The sequence below is a fragment of the Candidatus Effluviviaceae Genus I sp. genome, from assembly GCA_016867725.1.
In the GTDB taxonomy this organism is placed as follows: domain Bacteria; phylum Joyebacterota; class Joyebacteria; order Joyebacterales; family Joyebacteraceae; genus VGIX01.
In genome coordinates this window covers 19,809-34,030 of the sequence record VGIX01000018.1, presented here as the reverse complement: position 1 = coordinate 34,030, position 14,222 = coordinate 19,809, and the positions used below count along the sequence as shown (strand labels likewise).

At 70.7% G+C, this 14,222-nt stretch carries 11 protein-coding genes; 2 read left to right on the top strand and 9 right to left on the bottom strand.

Features of this window, described 5'->3' with window-relative positions; translation table 11 throughout:
* Both FJY74_05720 and recG read right to left on the bottom strand, forming a co-directional pair.
* Nucleotides 1-459 (bottom strand): HDIG domain-containing protein (locus tag FJY74_05720; protein ID MBM3307805.1); only part of this gene is annotated, 459 nt, incomplete at its 3' end.
* 9 nt (nt 460-468) lie between these two features.
* The gene (recG, locus tag FJY74_05715; protein ID MBM3307804.1) at nt 469-2,541 is read right to left on the bottom strand and encodes an ATP-dependent DNA helicase RecG; all 2,073 of its coding nucleotides are present in this window, start codon (nt 2,539-2,541) and stop codon (nt 469-471) included.
* A gap of 182 nt (nt 2,542-2,723) precedes the next feature.
* Between recG and FJY74_05710 the strand changes: the two genes are divergently transcribed.
* A complete protein-coding gene (locus tag FJY74_05710; GenBank protein MBM3307803.1) occupies nt 2,724-2,921 on the top strand; it encodes a 50S ribosomal protein L28 in 198 nt (65 codons plus the stop codon).
* An 84-nt stretch (nt 2,922-3,005) separates the two neighbouring features.
* On the opposite strand, the gene FJY74_05705 is transcribed toward FJY74_05710, so the two are convergent.
* The gene (locus tag FJY74_05705) at nt 3,006-3,467 is read right to left on the bottom strand and encodes an ATP-binding protein (GenBank protein ID MBM3307802.1); all 462 of its coding nucleotides are present in this window, start codon (nt 3,465-3,467) and stop codon (nt 3,006-3,008) included.
* Nucleotides 3,464-3,820, bottom strand: coding sequence for an STAS domain-containing protein (locus FJY74_05700; GenBank protein MBM3307801.1), 357 nt, complete (start codon nt 3,818-3,820; stop codon nt 3,464-3,466). The genes FJY74_05705 and FJY74_05700 overlap by 4 nt, the downstream gene beginning before the upstream one ends.
* 296 nt (nt 3,821-4,116) lie before the next feature.
* Between FJY74_05700 and FJY74_05695 the strand changes: the two genes are divergently transcribed.
* Entirely contained in the window at nt 4,117-7,482 is a 3,366-nt protein-coding gene (locus tag FJY74_05695) for a PAS domain S-box protein (GenBank protein MBM3307800.1), read from the top strand.
* On the opposite strand, the gene FJY74_05690 is transcribed toward FJY74_05695, so the two are convergent.
* Genes FJY74_05690 through FJY74_05670 form a run of 5 tightly spaced genes read right to left on the bottom strand, consistent with a single transcriptional unit; the run spans nt 7,476 to nt 14,188 of the window.
* Complete coding sequence (locus tag FJY74_05690; GenBank protein ID MBM3307799.1) at nt 7,476-9,149, bottom strand: radical SAM protein; 1,674 nt, start codon at nt 9,147-9,149, stop codon at nt 7,476-7,478. The two genes, FJY74_05695 and FJY74_05690, sit on opposite strands and share 7 nt — an antisense overlap.
* Nucleotides 9,146-10,807, bottom strand: coding sequence for a tetratricopeptide repeat protein (locus tag FJY74_05685; protein ID MBM3307798.1), 1,662 nt, complete (start codon nt 10,805-10,807; stop codon nt 9,146-9,148). Before FJY74_05685 ends, FJY74_05690 begins: the two co-directional genes overlap by 4 nt.
* A 44-nt stretch (nt 10,808-10,851) precedes the next feature.
* A complete protein-coding gene (gene ftsZ, locus FJY74_05680; GenBank protein ID MBM3307797.1) occupies nt 10,852-12,048 on the bottom strand; it encodes a cell division protein FtsZ in 1,197 nt (398 codons plus the stop codon).
* A 56-nt stretch (nt 12,049-12,104) separates the two neighbouring features.
* Nucleotides 12,105-13,328: a cell division protein FtsA gene (ftsA, locus tag FJY74_05675; GenBank protein MBM3307796.1), complete on the bottom strand. Its 1,224-nt coding sequence runs from the start codon at nt 13,326-13,328 to the stop codon at nt 12,105-12,107.
* A gap of 14 nt (nt 13,329-13,342) precedes the next feature.
* Entirely contained in the window at nt 13,343-14,188 is an 846-nt protein-coding gene (locus FJY74_05670; protein MBM3307795.1) for an FtsQ-type POTRA domain-containing protein, read from the bottom strand.
* Nucleotides 14,189-14,222: the final 34 nt, after the last annotated feature.

Below are 14,222 nucleotides of genomic sequence, written 5' to 3'. Positions count from 1 at the left end.
CGTCTGGATCGCCTCGCGGTTCGCGCCGGCGGCGAAGCGCTTCTCCTTGAACCGCCGCATCACGAACTCCACGTCGACGTTCGCGAGCTTCTTCGTGGGGTGCATGAGCGCCGCCGCGACGACGAGTCCGGTGACGGGGTCGGTGGCGTAGAGCGCCTTGTCCATGAGGCCCTCCCGCGGCGCGTGGTCGTTGTGGGCCTTGACGGCGTGGACGATGTCCGCCGGAAACCCCCGCTCGGTGAGCATGTCGGCGGACACGAGCCCGTGGCGCTCGGGCGTCTTCGCGGTCTCGTCGTAGTCGAGGTCGTGCACGAGCCCGGCCTGCGCCCAGGCCTCGACATCGCCTCCCAGACGCCTGGCCAGCCCCGCCATCACCGCCTCGGCCGCGAGCATGTGCTTGATCAGGTTCCGGTTCGAGCAGTTGGCCTTCACGAGAGCGAGGCACTCGTCGCGCGTCATGGTCCCCTCCTATCCCACGTCGATGTACGACCGCGCGTCCCGGAACCGCGTCGAGAGCGCGTCGAGCACGCGGCGGGTCTCGTCCCCACGCATGTCCGGATCGCGCCCGAGAAGCTCGAACGCGTCCTCGCGCGCGAGCGCGAGGAGCCGCGCGTCGCGGGCGAGGTCCGCCACCGAGAACCGCGGCAGCCCGTGCTGCCGCACGCCGAGGAACTCGCCGGGGCCGCGCAGCTCGAGATCGCGTTCGGCGATGACGAAACCGTCGCTGGTGTCGGCCAGCACCTGGATGCGCTCGCGCGCCTCGTCCGACGCGCCCCGCCCGACCATGAGGATGCAGTACGAGCGGTGCGCCCCGCGCCCGACGCGCCCGCGGAGCTGGTGGAGCTGCGCGAGCCCGAAGCGCTCGGCGTGCTCGACGACCATCACGGTCGCGTTGGCGACGTCGACGCCGACCTCGACCACGGTCGTCGAGACGAGCACGCCGGTGGCGCCGGCCTTGAAGCGCTCCATCGCCGCGTCCTTCTCGTCCGGCCGCATGCGCCCGTGAATGAGGCCGACCTCCACCCCGCGGAACACGCTCGTCCTGAGCTTCTCGTACATCGCCGTCGCGGCCGCGAGCTCGACCTTCTCGGACTCCTCGACGAGCGGGTAGACGACGAACACCTGGCGGCGTTCCGCCAGTTCCGCCTTCAGGAACTCGTAGACCTTCGCCCTTCCCGCCTCGTCTCGGACGGCCGTCACCACCGGCGTCCGCCCGGGGGGAAGCTCGTCGAGCACCGACACGTCGAGATCGCCGTACACCGTCATGGCGAGCGTCCGCGGAATGGGCGTCGCCGTCATCACGAGGACGTCCGGCGATCCGCCCTTCGCCCGCAACGCGGCGCGCTGGACAACGCCGAACCGGTGCTGCTCGTCGATCACCGCGAGCGCGAGGCGCCGGAAGCGCGTCCCGCCCTCGATGAGCGCGTGGGTGCCGACGACGATCTGCGCCGCGCCGCTCTCGATCGCCGCGAGCGCCTCCTCGCGCTCCGCCGCGCGCATGCCTCCGCGGAGGAGGGCGACGCGGTCGCCGAGCGGCGCGAGAAGCCGCGTGAGGTTCCGGTGGTGCTGTTCGGCCAGGACCTCCGTCGGGGCCATGATGGCCCCCTGGCAGCCGCCCACGGCGGCCTGGTGCATCGCCGCCGCGGCGACCACCGTCTTGCCGGAGCCCACGTCTCCCTGGAGCAGGCGGTTCATCGATGCGGGCCGCGCCATGTCGGCCCTGATCTCGCCGATGACGCGCTGCTGGGCGGCCGTGAGCGCGAAGGGAAGCGCGGCCAGGAGCCTCGCGTGCTCCGTCTCGCTCCACGCGAACCGCGCCGTCGGCGTGTCCGCGGCGGCCCGCCTCTTCCTGATCCCGACCATCACCTGGAACAGGAAGAACTCCTCGAAGGCGAGCCGCTCGCGCGCCTCCGCAGCCTGCTCGAGCGACGCGGGGAAGTGCACGCGCGCCAGGGCGTCGCGGACGGCGGGCAGTCGTCGCCTGCGCAGCACCCACCCCGGCAGCGGCTCCGGCGCGTCGCCGAGAAACCCGTCGATGGCCGTCTTCACGAAGCGCCTGATGCGCCGCCCGGAGAGCTCCCCCACGCTCGAGTACTCCGGCACGATGCGCCCGGCGTGCACGAGTTCGACCGCCTCCTGCTCGCGGATGACCTCGAACGCCGGATTGGCGAGCTCGAGACGCCGCGCGAAGCGGTCGAACCGGACCTCTCCGCTCACGACGGCCTTCGTGCCGACCTTGAGCACGGAGTTCAGGTACGGCTGGTTGAACCACCGTGCGACGATTGCGCCGGAGTCGTCTTCGAGCGCGGCGACGAAGGTCCGGCGCGGGCCGCGGCGCGTGACGTCGCACGACAGCACGCGCGCCACGACCGTCGCGCGGTCGCCCGCCCTCAGCGAGTCCACGCTCGCGATCCTGGACCAGTCGGTGTAGTTCCGGGGGACGTAGTACAGAAGGTCGATGATCCGCTCGACGCCGGCCTTCGCAAGGAGCCCTGCGAACGCCGGGCCGACGCCCTTGAGGTAGCGCACCTCTGAGAGGATGGTCGTCCCGTGTGCCGTGGCGTCCTCCCCGGCCGGCGTGCGGCAGGCTTGCGTTGGGAATTCTAGACGAGGACCGCCGGGGGGTCAAGGAGGCCCGGCCGGACCGCCGCCGGGAAAGCGCTTGCGGGACCCGCCCGCCGTGTGCTACGGTCGCTTGGGTTCGAGATCCCACGGAGGGAACGATGTCCAGGAAGTGCGAGCTCTGCGGGAAGCACCCGCACGTGGGCCACAGCGTGAGCCACGCGCACAACCTCACGAAGCGGAGGTGGTTGCCGAACCTCCAGCGAGTGCGCGTGGTCGTGGACGGGACGCCCAGGAAGATCCTGGTGTGCGCGACGTGCATCAAGTCGGGCGCTCTGGACAAGTACCGGAAGGCCTGACGGACGACCGGGTGCGGAGAAGGAACGGGGGGGCCTCGCAAGGCCCCCCGTTCGCTTTCCATGCCGTCGTCTGGCCCCGCCCCGTCAGCGCTCCTTCGTCATGGTGACCGTGGTTCCGCAGCCCTTCGGCATGTCGAAGTCCACCGTGTCCATGATCTGCCGCATGATGAAGATGCCGCGGCCCGAGCAGGCCATGCAACGACCGGGATCCGTCGGGTCGAACACGCACGAGACGTCGAACCCCTCACCGTCGTCGTGCACGTCCACGCTGAGCTTGCCGGGCGCCCAGTGGTAGCGGACCAACACCGCCTTGTCCGAGCTCCGCCGGTTCCCATGGACGATCGCGTTCGTCACCGCCTCGATCATCGCCATCGCGATCGCCGTCGCGGCTTCCCGGCTGAACCCCGCGCGACGGGCGATGCGCAACGTGGCCTTGTCGACGGCATCGAGCGAGTCGAGCTCGCTCCGCAGCCTCAGCTCTTCCGTGCCGGCGCTCACCTTGCGGGCGCGGCTGCCTCTCGAGTCCGCGTGCTGTGCGACGCTCACGCTTTGCCCTTCGCCGTCCCGAGGCTCGCCTTCGCTTCGCCCTCGTCGTGGAAGGTCTCGAAGATCGTGAGGAGCTTCGTGATCATGAAGAGGCTCTGGATGCGGTCCGAGACGTGGCAGAGCCTGAGCGCACCCTGGCTTCTCTGGATGCTCGTGTACACCGCCATGAGCGTGCCGAGCCCGGTGCTGTTGATCCAGGGCACGCCCTTCATGTTGATGACGAACTTCCTGACTCCCTCGTCGAGGAGCCTCTTGATCTCCGCTCGCAGCTCCTCGCTCTCAGGCCCGCCCATCAGCTTGCCGGACAGGTTCACGACGACGACGTCTCCGTCCATGTCGGCCTTGATCTTCAAGATCCACCTCCGCAGGTGTGGTGGGATTCCGCTCGGGCTCGGCGCGCCAAGCGTTGGCTCTCCGCCGCGCCTCGGGATCCACAGCGGTCCGGTATGGCGTGACTGTAACACAACCGCCGCCCGCGCGTCCAACGCTTTTCCTGAACCACCCTCGGTCTCTCTGGTGGCACGGGGGATGCAAGGGAACGCACGACATCGTCGATGCTGCCGGCGCCCGGCCCATCGGGCCGCCGGCGGCGGCTCGGATGCCCTGACGCCGGGGGCCGATGGTGGTGCCCCGGAACACGGAGAGAGCGATGGCGTCTCACAAGAACGCTCAGTCGGGCCTCCCGCGGGACGCGGATCTCGGCATGCGAGTCGTCCAGGCCTCCCCCGTCTTCTTCGTGGTCATCGGCCGCGACGGCACGACGCGCTTCATGAACGACGCGATGCTCGAGGCGCTCGGGTACGAAGCCGACGAGGTCATCGGCACGGACTACGTCGCGACGTTCGTCCCCGAGGACGAGCACGCCGCGCTTGCTCCCGTGTTCGAGGAGATCATGACCCGGAACCTCCCCACGACGAGCCAGAACCACGTCATCGCGAAGGACGGGCGGCGGCTGCTCGTGGAGTGGAGCGGCCGACACCTCCCGAGCTGCTTCGGACAGGACGACGCGCTCTTTGGGATCGGCATCGACATCACGGAGCGCCGCCGCATGGAGCAGGCGCTCGAACGCGAGCGGAACGAGGCGCAGACCTACCTCGACCTCGCAGGCGTCGTGTTCGTCGCCCTCGACGCCGAGGGTCGCGTCACGATGGTCAACCGGAAGGGGTGCGAGGTCCTCGAGGCTGCGGAATCGGACATCGTCGGCAGATGCTGGTTTGAGAGCTTCCTCCCTGAGGACACCCGCGAGACGACGCGCCGCGTCTTCCGCGGGCTCATGGCCGGTCAGGAACAGCTCTACGAGCACGCGCAGAACGCCGTCCTCACGGCGGCGGGCGAGAGGAAGATGGTCGAGTGGCACAACGCGCTCATCCGCGACGCTGACGGCCGCGTGAGGGGAACCCTGAGTTCCGGCGTCGACATCACGGAGCGCCGGCGGGCCGAGGAACTCCAGCAGGTCATGCAGCAGATCGCCAACGCGGTCCACACGTGCCGCAACACCGCGGAGCTCTTCCGGACCATTCACACCGAGCTCGGGCGCGTCATCAACACCGAGAACTTCTTCATCGCTCTGTACGATCGGGCGGCGGACACGATCTCGCTCAACTACTTCGTGGACGAGGAGGACCAGGAGGACTTCCGGACATACCCGGCCGGGAGGACGCTGTCGGCCTACGTGATCAAGCACAACATGCCCCTCCTGCTCAAGCGCGAGCAGATGGACCGCTGGGTCGCGGACGGCATCGTCGACATGGTCGGCACGCCGTCCCTCGTGTGGCTGGGCGTTCCGCTGCGCGTGTCGGGCGAGGTGACGGGCGTGCTGGTCGTGCAGAGCTACACCGACGCCGACGAGTTCGGGCTCACGGACCTCGAGATGCTCGAGTTCGTCTCGAACCAGATCGGCCTGGCGATCGAGCGCAAGAGGACCGAGGAACAGCTTCGCGTGAGCGAGGCCCGCACCCGCGCCATCCTCGACGCCGTGCCCGACGTCATGTTCCAGTTCTCGCGGGAGGGCGTGTTCCTCGGGTGCGACGCCCCCGACGAGGCCCAGCTCGCGCTGCCGCACGACGCCTTCATCGGGAGGAGCCTCGGGGACGTCTTCCCGCCCGACTTCGCCGAGGACGTGCTGCGGCACATCCGGGCCGCCATCGAGACGGGCCGCATGCAGAGCTTCGAGTACCGGCTGCCCGTGCCGATGCCCGACGGCGACGTTCGCGACTTCGAGGCGCGAGTCGTGCCCGCAGCCGACGGCGCCCTCGCGGTCGTTCGCGACATCACGGACCACAAGCGGGCCGACCGGCTGCTCGAGGCGCTCAACGCCGCCGCGCTGGCCATGGAGGAGACGCAGACCCCCGACGAGGTCTTCGCGGCCGCCGCGGCGCAACTCAGGGCGATCGGCGTGGCGAGCGCCGTGCTCCTTGCGGAGGACGACGGCGAGCACCTCCGCGTGGCGCACGCCTGCGGAACGCGCAGCGAGGTGGGCGACGTCGAGACCCTGCTGGGAACGCGACTCGTGGGGCTGCGGGTCAGGACGGATCGCGACCACGCATACTGGAAGCCTACGCACGAGCGCGCGGCGGTCTTCGTCGAGGGCGCGGAGCAACTTGCTGCTTCCGTGGACCCGCCGCCCCCGAGCGAGGCGATCGCCGCGTGCGGAAGCGCTCCCGGGATCGGACGGTTCATCCTGGCCCCGCTCATCGCCGAGGATCACCTGCTGGGCGTGCTGTCCGTCCACGCCGACCACCTGGCGCCGCGGGACGTGCCGGCGATGAGGGCGTTCGCCAACCAGGTCGGGGCCGCGCTCCGGCGCGCGACGCTCATGCAGGAACTCCGCAGGAGCATCGAGGAGCTTCAGCTCGCGCAGGATGAGCTCCTGCAGGCGCAGAAGATGGAGGCCGTCGGGCGCCTGGCGGGCGGCGTCGCCCACGACTTCAACAACCTGCTCACGGCCATCGCGGGATACTCCGAGCTTCTGCTCTGCCGCCCCGATCTCGACGAGCAGACCAAGGCCGACGTCGGCGAGATCCGCAAGGCGTCGGACCAGGCAAGCGGCCTCACGAGACAGCTTCTCGCCTTCAGCCGGAAGCAGCCGCTTCAGCGCCAGCCGATGGACGTCAACGCGACGGTGACGAACCTCCGCGGCATGCTCCGCAGACTCGTCGGCGAGGACGTTCGCATCGAGACCGACCTCGCGGCCGCGGGCGCGTGCGCGCAGGCCGACGCCGGCCAGCTCGAGCAGGTCATCACCAACATGGTGGTGAACGCGAGGGACGCCATGCCGGACGGCGGGACGATCACCGTCCGCACGGACGTGGTGATGGTGGGCGAGAGCGAGGCCCGCACGATGAGAGGCGCGCACGCGGGGTTCTTCGTGCGCCTCTCGATCGAGGACACCGGAGGCGGGATCCCGCAGGACGTCCTCGAGCACATCTTCGAGCCGTTCTTCACGACCAAGGGCAAGGGCAAGGGAACGGGTCTGGGCCTGTCCGTGGTGTACGGCATCGTGAGCCAGCACGAAGGCTGGATCGCGGTCGAGACGGAGGCGAACAAGGGAACGGCGTTCCGCATCTACCTCCCCGTCTCCGAGGAGAAGAGCGCCGAAGCAACGGCTGAGGCTCACGCCGGGGCGCCCGGCGACGCGAAGGGGCACGGCGAGCGCATCCTCCTCGTCGAGGACGAGGACGCGGTGCGCGAGTTCGCGAGCAGGGCCCTGCGGGAGAGCGGCTACACGGTGTACGAAGCGGGTCGCGCCGAACAGGCCATCGCGCTCTTCGACGCCGAGGGCGGCAACTTCGACATCGTCTTCAGCGACGTGGTCCTCCCCGACCGCAGCGGCGTGGGGCTGGTCACCGACATCACGGCCAGGAAGCCCGGCATCCAGATCCTCCTGGCCAGCGGGTACACCGACCAGAAGGCGCAGTGGCCCGCCATCTGCGAGAGGGGCTTCAGGTTCCTCCAGAAGCCCTACTCACTGCCCGACCTGCTGGGGACGATCCGGGAGATGGCGGACGCTCACTGAGCGCCCGGCGGGCGGCGGCGCATGAGATCGCGCGCCGCGGCCAGCGAGGCGAGAAGCTGCGCGCGCGGCGTCCCGACCTCGACGATCTCCCAGGGAAAGACCTCATCGTCGGCGCGTTCGCGCCCGACGGTGAGGTCCGGGTCCACGCCGGCGCGGGCGAGCGCCGCCTTCCAGGGAACGCCCTCGGCCCCCGCGAGCTCGACCGCCGCGGCGACCTCGCGCCCGCCGCGCGCGAGCACGCCCTCCACTTGAGACTCGCGAGGTCCCTCGCATGAGAACCCGACGCGCGGACGCGCCGCGAGCGACCGCCTGAGGAACGCGAGCTTCGCGCGCACGTCGCGCTCGCCGGCCATGGCGAGCCACTGGAACGGCGTCCTCGGCTTCGGAACGAACGCCGACACGCCGACCGAGACCGGCGCAGCACGCCGACCGGCCGCGAACTCGCCCTGGACCGCGCGCACGAGCGGAGGGATGGCCCGCACGTCTTCCTCGCGTTCCCCGGGAAGCCCCACCATGAAGTAGAGCTTGAGCCGCCGCATCCCGGCCGCGCCGAGGTCGCGCGCCGCGCGGAGCAGCACCTCGTCCGGCATCCGCTTCCCGGCGATCTCGCGCAGCGCCTCCGTGCCGGCCTCGGGCGCCATGGTCGCCGTCCGCACGCCGGCGCGGACGAGAAGCGCCGCAAGGTCTCCGTCCACCGCTTCGGTCCTCAGCGACGACACGTTCGCCTCGCACCCGAGCTCGCACATCGTCCGGAGGATCTCCCTGAGGCCCGGGTGGTCCCCGAGGGCGGCCGCGACAAGTCCCGCCCTCGCCGCGTCGGCCGACGCCCTCCGAACCGCATCGATGACCTCCGCGGCCCCCCTCGAGCGCCGGGGCGTGAGCACGTGGCCGGCCGCGCAGAATCTGCAGCCGCGCGCGCAACCCCGCGCCGTCTCGATGAGGAACATGTTCTCAAAGAGCGCGCCGTCCGACAGGACCGTGCTCTCCGCGAGCGCGTCCCGGGCGAGCGCCGCCCGCACGGGCAGCGGCGCGCCGCGGGCCGCACGAAAGCCGGTGACGACTGGACCGTCCCGGACCACCTCGTAGAGGGAGGGCACGTAGACCCCGGGGGCGCGGGAGAGCGCCGTGAGACGGTCGGCCCGCGGCGCGCCGCGGCCGGCCGACGCCGCCTCGACGAAGGGCGGCACGAGCGCGCGTGCGTCGCCGATAAGGACGGCGTCCATGAGTTCGGCGACGGGCTCGGGGTTCAGGAAGGCGCAGATGCCGCCCATGACGACCAGCGGGTCGCGGTCCCCTCGGTCGCGCGCGCGAAGCGGGATGCCCGCCGCGGCCAGGCAGGCCGCGACCGCGAGGAAGTCGCGCTCGAAGGAGACCGAGAAGGCGACGACGTCGAAGCGCCGGAGCGCGCTGCCGGCCTCGTACGACCGCGGATCAGACGCCTGGAGGAATGCCCGCTCGCAGCGGACGCCGGGCTCCGCGCAGAACGCCGAGACGGCGGTCTGGAAGCCCAGGCTGCTCATGGCAAGGGAGTATGCCGTCGGGGACACGACGACGACGGACAGCGCGTCGGCCGGCGCGGGCCTGCCGGGGCGCGGGCCGAGCCACCGCTCGACCGGGAGCGCGGCGCGGGCCCGGCCCCTTCCGCTGGGCCGCCCCTTCCCGCTCACGCGTGGAGCTTCCGCAGCTGCCACTCGAGGGGCGTGAGGTCGGACAGCTCGGCGCGGGCGATGGGGTTCCTCGCGTCGAGCCTCAGGACCTCACGGAACTGCGTGTCGGCTTCCTCAGGGCGGTCGACGCGCCTGTAGGTGAGGCCGAGAATGAGCCGCGCCTCGACGTAGTTGGCGTTGATCGAGATGGCCTTCTCGAGCTCGGAGATCGCCTCGTTGTAGCGCTCCCCTGCGATGTAGCGTCCCGCGAGCTCCCTGTGGAGGTCGGCGTAGCCGGGCCTGAGCGCGATGGCCTTCTCGAGGTGCTCGGTCGCCTCGGCCTCCTTGCCGAGATGCATCTTCACCCTGCCGAGGTGCAGGTGCGCCTCGGCGTACCCCGGGTTGATTGACACGGCCTCCTCGAACGCCTTCTCCGCCTCGACGTGCTCCGACCGCGCCATGTGCGCCACGCCGAGCCCGCAGTGAAGGTCGGCGTAGCCGGGGTTCTGGAACAGCGCCGCCCGGTAGCGCTCGATCGCCGAGCCGTAGTCGCCCACTTCCAGCAGAATGTCGGCGGACTCCCGCTGGAGCTCTCCGGAGAGTTTGGGGTCCTCGAACGCGACGCGGAACGACCGCACCGCCTCGTCGGTCCTCCCCATCGAGAGCGTGGCCATGCCGAGGTAGTAGTGCGCGAGGGCGTACCGCGGGCTCGCTGAGGTCACCTTCGCCAGCTCGCGCGCCGCCTCCTCGAGCATGCCGCGCTTGAAGTACGCGATCCCAAGGTAGCACCGAAGGTCCCAGTAGTCGGGCCGAAGCTCGACGCCCCGCTTGAGCGCCTCACAGGCCTCGCGGTGCCGGCCGAGCTTGAGGCTGTAGACGCCCTTGAACAGGAGCGCCTCGACGTAGCTCTGGTTGGCTTCGACGGCGCCGTCGAGCTGCCGGATGGCGTCCTCGTACCGCCCGACCTTGCCGTAGGCGATGGCGAGCCTGCAGCGGATGTCGGGATAGCGCTGCCTGAGCTCGACGGCCTTCTCGAACCCGGCGATGGCCTGTTCGGTCCTGCCGTCGTTGTAGGCCGTGATCGCCTCATTGACAAGATCGCGGAACTCCTCCTTGCCGAGGGCCGCGCCGCGGAGCTCCTCGAAAGGAGGGTGGAGGTATTTCTGGCTTGCCTCCGCGATCCGGTGCGCCCCCGGCATGGGCACTTTGAGCCCGTGGGCGGCGGCCTGCTCGAAGGCCTGGGCGGCCTCGGCGTGCTTGCCGGCCTCGCTCAGCGCGATCGCAAGATAGCAATAGGCCTCCATGTAGTCGGGGTTGATCGTGAGCGCCGCGTTCAGCGCCGCGACCGCTTCGTCGAACCTCCCATCCCTCTCGCAGATGACGCCGAGATGGTAGTGGAGGTCCGGGTAGCGCGGGTTCTCCTCGATGGCCTTCCGGAACTGCTCCTCGGCCTGCGCGAGGTCGCCCTTCTTGTAGAAGGCGAACCCGAGATGCGCGTGCGTCTCGGCGGCGTAGAAGACGCCGAGCTGGTAGTAGGGGTCCGACTTGTCCTTGATCGTGGCGATGACCTCCTCGAACTCCACGACCGCCTTGTCGTACTCCCCGCGGTTGTAGTACTCGATCCCCTTGTTGTAGTGGTCGCTCTCCCCCAGCCCGAAGAGCTTTGTGAAGAGGGACATGGTCGTTCTCCGTTCTGACGGCCGCGCCTCGCCGCGGTAGCCGGCTAGTCCATCTGGCGTCTGAGGAAGGTCGGGATCTCGAGGTCGCGTCTCGTGCTCCTGCGCGGTCCGGACTCCCTCGCGCACGCAAGACCGGGCGTCGGATCGCCGATCCCGGGCTCCCGCTCCGGCTGCCGCTCCGTGCGCCCGCGCGGCGGCTGCTCGGGCGCCGGGTGGCGAGGCACGAGCCTGCCGGTCTCGGCCTTCTTCTCGCGCGGCGCCTCGGCCTCGCGGCGCTTCGTCTGGCCGCCGATGCCCGTGGCGATGACGGTGATCATGAGCTGGTCCTTCATGCTCTCGTCGAGGACGGCGCCGAAGATCATGTTCGTCTCCGCCCCGATCGCGTCGTTGATCACCGTCGCGGCCTCGTTGATCTCGTGCAGCGTGAGATCGGCGCCGCCCGTGACGTTCACGAGCACGCCCTTGGCCCCGGCGATGCTCACGTCCTCGAGAAGCGGGCTCGCGATGGCGAACTGCGCGGCCTCGACGGCCCGGTTCTTCCCGCCGCTCACGCCCGTGCCCATCACGGCGTCCCCCATGCCGGTCATCACGGAGCGAACGTCGGCGAAGTCCAGGTTCACAAGACCGGGGACGGTGACGAGGTCGGTCACGCCCTTCGTCGCGCGCAGAAGGACGTCGTCGGCGATGCGGAACGCCTCGCGGATGGGCGTCGTCTTGCTCGCGACGGCGAGGAGACGCTGGTTCGGAATGACGATCGCCGTGTCCACCTCCTGCTTCATCGCGGCGAGCCCGTCGGCGGCCTGGCGCATCCGGTACTGCCCCTCGAAGAGGAAGGGCTTGGTCACGACGGCCACGACGAGCGCGCCGAGCTTCTTCGCCATGTTCGCCACGACCGGACCGGCTCCCGTTCCCGTGCCGCCCCCCATGCCCGCAGCGACAAACACCATGTCCGCCCCGCGCAGCACGCCGGCGACCTGCTCGGCGTCCTCCTCGACCGCCTTCCGGCCGACGTCGGGGTTGCCGCCCGAGCCGAGCCCGTGCGTGAGCTGCCGGCCGATCTGGACGCGGTGCGGAGCGAGCGAGCACTCGAGCGCCTGCGCGTCCGTGTTGACCGCCACGAAGTCCACGCCCGTGAAGGCCGACTCGATCATGCGGTTCACGGCGTTCCCGCCGGCACCACCCACGCCCACCACCTTGATCCTCGCGCTTGCTTCGGTCTCGAACTCGAGCTGGAGCTTCATGTGTCTCTTCCCTCTTGAAGGCCGGGCGCGGCGCGCCCGGGACAGCAGCCGACCCGCTAGAGCAGGCTGTCAACCCACTGGCGCACCTTCTGAACCGTTCCCGCAAGGGGCCTGTCGCGAAGCGCCCTGCCTGCGCTCGCTGGGGCCGCCACCGACGACACGATCCCGACCGCCGCTGCGTACGCGGGGTCCCCGATGGCCTCGAACTTCCCCGACGCTCTGTCGGGAAGACCGATCCGCGCGGGACACGCGAACACCTCCTCGACGACCTCGGCGATCCCCCGGAGCTTCGCCCCGCCGCCCGTGAGAACGACGCCGGCGAGCATCCGGCCCCAGTAGTCCGTTCCCTTCACCTCCTGCATCGCCATCTCGAGAAGCTCGCGCGCCCTCGGCTCGATGATCGCGGCGAGCATCTGCGACGAGCTCTGCCTCGGGGGCCGGCCGCCCGTGCTGGGAATCTCGAGCGGCGACTCGTCGGCCATCGAGACCTTCGCCCACCCGCGTTCGCGCTTGAGCAGCTCGGCCTTCTGGACAGGCACGCGGAGCCCGACGGCGATGTCGCTCGTGATGCTCGCCGAGCCCCACCCGACGACGGCCGCGTGGCGAACCGCGCCGTCGTGGTAGAGCACGAGGCCGGTCGTGCCGCCCGAGAGGTGCAGGCAGAGCACGCCCAGGTCCTTCTCGTCGTCCGTGAGCGTCGCCGCGGCGGCGGCGAGAGGCTTGAGCGCGACGCCAGACGCCCTGAGCCCGGCCTTCCTGACCGCCCTGAGGGCGTTGTCGACGGCCTGCTGCGACGCCGTGACCACGTGGACCTTGGACCCGAGCCGCACGCCGGACATCCCGATGGGGTCCCGCACGCCGCTCTGTCCGTCGACGAAGAACTCCTGCGGCGCGACCTCGACGACGACCCGCCCGACGGGCAGCGCGAGCGTCCGGGCCGCTTCGAGCACGGAGTCGATCTCGGAGCGCGTGATCTCGCCGCCGGCGCGGGACACCGCGATGACGCCGCGGCTGTCGAGGCACCTGACGTGCTCCCCGTCCACCGAGACCACGACCCGGCCGATGTCGAGCTCCGCGTTGCGCTCGGCGACGTCGACGGCCTCCCGGATGGCGCCCGCCGCGCGCTCGATGTTCACGATCGCGCCCGCGTCGATGCCGTCCGACGGCGCCTCGCCGACCCCGAGGATCTCGGGAAGCCCCCTCGCGCTGACGTCGGCGGCGACGACCTTGATCCTGGTCGACCCGAGGTCGACGCCGACGACGATCTCGCTTCTCTTCAAGGGAAGCCCTCCTCCTAGACGCGACCGCGCGCCGCGTCCCGCGCGGGTCTCACGACGATCTGGTCCCGAAACCGCATGTCTATCGACTCGGCCTTGACGCCCCTCGACCTCAGGTCCGACAGCACCATGGCGAGACGCCTCATGCCGCGTGCGTCCAGAGCGCCGGAGCCAACTCTGATCTCTGCCCCGTCGGCTACCGTGTAGATGACCAGACCCGACCCCGGCGCGATCTTCACTTCCGACATCTCCGCCGCGAGGAGCGGAGCGGATTCCTTCGCCTTGACGATGAGCTCCAGCGCGTCCCTGAGGTCCTCGGGCGCGGGCGGTCGGCCGCCGTCGGACTCGGCGCCCGTGATGAGCGGCACGTCGACGAACGCGCTCCGCTCGACGGCCGGGAGCAGCTCCCCGTGCATCGAGACCTCGAGGGCCTTCCCCGGCGCGACCGAGACCATGGCCACCGGGACCGTCTCGTCGAGCGTGACGATGAGCCGGTCCGGCAGCGCCCGCGACGCCCGCACGCGGCGCACGCGCGGGGACCGGCGCACCGCCTCCTCCACCTCCCTGGTGCTCACCGTGAGCAGGTTCGTCCCCATCTCGAGCCCGGAGAGCGCGACGACCTCCGCGTCCGTCAACACGAGGTTGCCCAGCACGTCCACCTGCGCCAGGTGGAACGACGACGCGGTCCTGCCCCAGCGCGAGGCGTTCGACACCGCCACGCTCATCCCCACCGCGAGCACGACGGCCGCCGCCATGACGACCGAGCGGTGCGGGCGGGGCAGGCGGGTCCCGCGGCGCGGCGGCAGCGCGGGCAGCGGAGTCGCCGGCGTGGCGGCGCGTGGAACGGCGTGCGAAGGCATCACGTGCCGCCTTCCCTTCCACGCCGCGCCCGCCGCG